Genomic DNA, 2,033 nt, shown 5'->3' on the forward strand with positions numbered 1-2,033 from the left:
CGCCTGCGCCACCGCCGCCACAGGCGGCCCCGGGGCCGCAGGGCATGCCCTTGCCGCCGCAAGCACCGCCTCAGGCTCAAGCACCGCTGCCGCCTGAGAGGCCACCGTTAGCTCAGCCAGGTCCGGATACCGGTGCAGGTTATCCGCCTGCCGGCCAAGCGCCTGACGTGGTGCCGCCCGCGCCGCCGGAACCCGAAGCCGGGTCCAAAGGGGGGTTGTTCGGCAAACTCATGGGCAAGTCGAAGTCGGCGAAGGCCGCGCCGCCGCCCGAGATGGCTCCGCCACCCGACATCGCCCCACCGCCCGATCAGGGACCGTTGGGTGGGGCGCCGCTCTCGGACGACGATGCCTCGTTCGAAGCCTCTTTCCCGGGAATCGACGATAGCCCTAATGCGGCTGATGCAACCCTGGCCGCCGAGGCTTTCGGCGAATCGCTGGCGACCTCCAAGGCGCGGAGCACGAAAAAGAAGCCGCCCGTGGTCGCGATCGGCTGGAGCATTCTCGGTGTGATCGTCCTTGGTGTGCTCGGCCTGTTCTTCCTGGCGCCCCAGACCACAGTGTCGATCCTTCCCGGTGCCTCGCATCTGTACTCGATGCTCGGCATGCAGGCTGGCGCCCAGGGGCTCCAGTTCGAGGGCGTGCGCTATGGCTGGACCAATAGCGGGGGCCAGAACGTCCTCGAGGTTCAGGGCAGCGTGCGCAACACGAGCTCTTCTGCAATGAACGTTCCGACCGTGATCATCGTCCTGCGCGACGAGAACGGAGAGGAAATCTCCGAATGGACCACGGAGGTGGGGGCCGGTGAGCTCGCGCCAGACCAGGATGCGCCGTTCTTGAAGCAGATTCCGGCGCCGCCCAGCAATGTGCGCAGCTTGAAAGTACGGTTCGCCAAGGCGGGCTAGGGCTCGATCGGCGCCAGCGTTTCCGGGCAATTGAGGCAGGGCAGGTTTGGCATGGCGGAACCGCCCGCGTCAGATCAAATCGCGACGCTCTTCAGCGCGCAGACGATCGCAGCCCGCGTCGATGCTTTGGCGGGCGCGATTGCCGCGAGCGAGTTGCGCGAGCCTCTCGTCGTTGCGGTGCTGAAGGGCAGTTTCATCTTTGTCGCCGATCTGATCCGGGCGCTGCACGCGCATGGGCTGAAGCCCGAGATCGACTTTGTCTTCTTGGCGAGCTACGGCACCGGGACGACAGGCGGCCCAGTTGAAGTGCTGCGCGATGTCGAATCGGAGATCGCGGGTCGCGATGTAGTCATCGTCGACGACATTCTCGATTCGGGCCGCACGCTGCTTTTCGCCAAGGAGCGGCTCGCCGCGCGCGGCGCGCGCTCCGTGCGCAGCTGCGTTCTCCTCGACAAGAGCGCCCGACGGATCGAAGCGGTCGGCGCGGACTTTATCGGTTTCGAATGTCCCGACCGGTTCGTGGTCGGCTACGGTATGGATCTCGGCAACCGTTATCGCGAGTTGCCCTTCATCGGCGTTGTCGAAACGGACGGCTAACGGTCAAGGATCGTGCGGATTTCCACTAAGTTAGAGCGCACCCGCAAAATGTAAAACCCAAGGGTCGCCAGATGCGAGGGCATGAACCAGCCCGCCTCCGCGCCGTTGGAAATGATGAAGGGCGTGATGTTGAGCGAGGCGCGCAATTGACCCTCCAGCTCATCCCAAATCGCCTCGAGACGCCGCTGCTTGATGACATCTTCGAAATCGGTGCGGGCCGCGGTGAGAATGCCGTAATAGGCGTAGAGCTGCCCATAGGCGAACCAGAAACGGTCGTCTGCCCGCGTGTCGAACCAACCGCTACTGTAGTTTTCGGAACGTTCTTTGAGCAGCGCGGACGTTCCACCGATGTCTTTGGCAATGCGGTCTAGGAACGCAAGCAGATTGTCGGCGCGCGCATCGAACAGCGCATCGCAGCTCTCGAGACGGTTATTGTATTTTTCTAGGTTCTTGATCGCTGTGCGATAGATGGCAGGCGACGTTGTCTTGGGACCGAAGGGGCTAAAAGACCAATACCAATAGAACTCGTTATAC

Annotated in this window: 3 protein-coding genes; 2 read left to right on the forward strand and 1 reads right to left on the reverse strand. The window is 63.2% G+C overall.

Features of this window, described 5'->3' with window-relative positions; translation table 11 throughout:
- The coding region (locus tag WBQ77_RS10450; RefSeq protein ID WP_424060141.1) for an FxLYD domain-containing protein at window positions 1-902 on the forward strand (902 nt) is incomplete at its 5' end.
- A gap of 51 nt (window positions 903-953) precedes the next feature.
- On the forward strand, window positions 954-1,499 hold the full coding sequence (gene hpt, locus WBQ77_RS10455; protein WP_424043934.1) for a hypoxanthine phosphoribosyltransferase: 546 nt from the start codon (window positions 954-956) through the stop codon (window positions 1,497-1,499).
- On the opposite strand, the gene WBQ77_RS10460 is transcribed toward hpt, so the two are convergent.
- Window positions 1,496-2,033: DUF2333 family protein (locus WBQ77_RS10460; protein WP_424060143.1), on the reverse strand; the 538-nt coding region annotated here is incomplete at its 5' end. The two genes, hpt and WBQ77_RS10460, sit on opposite strands and share 4 nt — an antisense overlap.

Origin of the sequence: Methyloceanibacter sp., assembly GCF_049590335.1 — a bacterium.
Lineage (GTDB): Bacteria > Pseudomonadota > Alphaproteobacteria > Rhizobiales > Methyloligellaceae > Methyloceanibacter.